This is a genomic window from Salifodinibacter halophilus, assembly GCA_012999515.1.
GTDB classification, from domain to species: Bacteria; Pseudomonadota; Gammaproteobacteria; order Nevskiales; family Salinisphaeraceae; genus Salifodinibacter; species Salifodinibacter halophilus.
In genome coordinates, this window is sequence record JABEEB010000550.1 from 1 (window position 1) to 246 (window position 246).

A 246-nucleotide genomic window follows, 5' to 3' on the forward strand; every position below is an offset into this window, starting at 1 on the left:
GGATTGGAAAGACACCGGCCAGCCCTGGACGGCGACCTGCTGGTCGCTCACCCAGTTACGCGAGTTCGGCCTGTATCCGGACTGCGCCTGTGCGCGTCGCACCACTCGGCAGGTCGGCATGAATTCGCGTTGGGAGCATGCAGGCCAACCGTATTGGGCAGGCGAGATCGAAGAGTGTATCAACGGCCGCACGGTCGCACAGGGCGCCTATTTTGGCGTAGATGTCGCGCCCATCGTCGAACGGTT

Annotated in this window: 1 protein-coding gene; it reads left to right on the forward strand. The window is 63.0% G+C overall.

All coding sequences use genetic code 11. From position 1 onward, the window contains the following. Positions 1-246, forward strand: a 246-nt coding sequence (locus HKX41_12805; protein NNC25015.1) for a squalene cyclase, incomplete at both ends; no start/stop codon positions are given.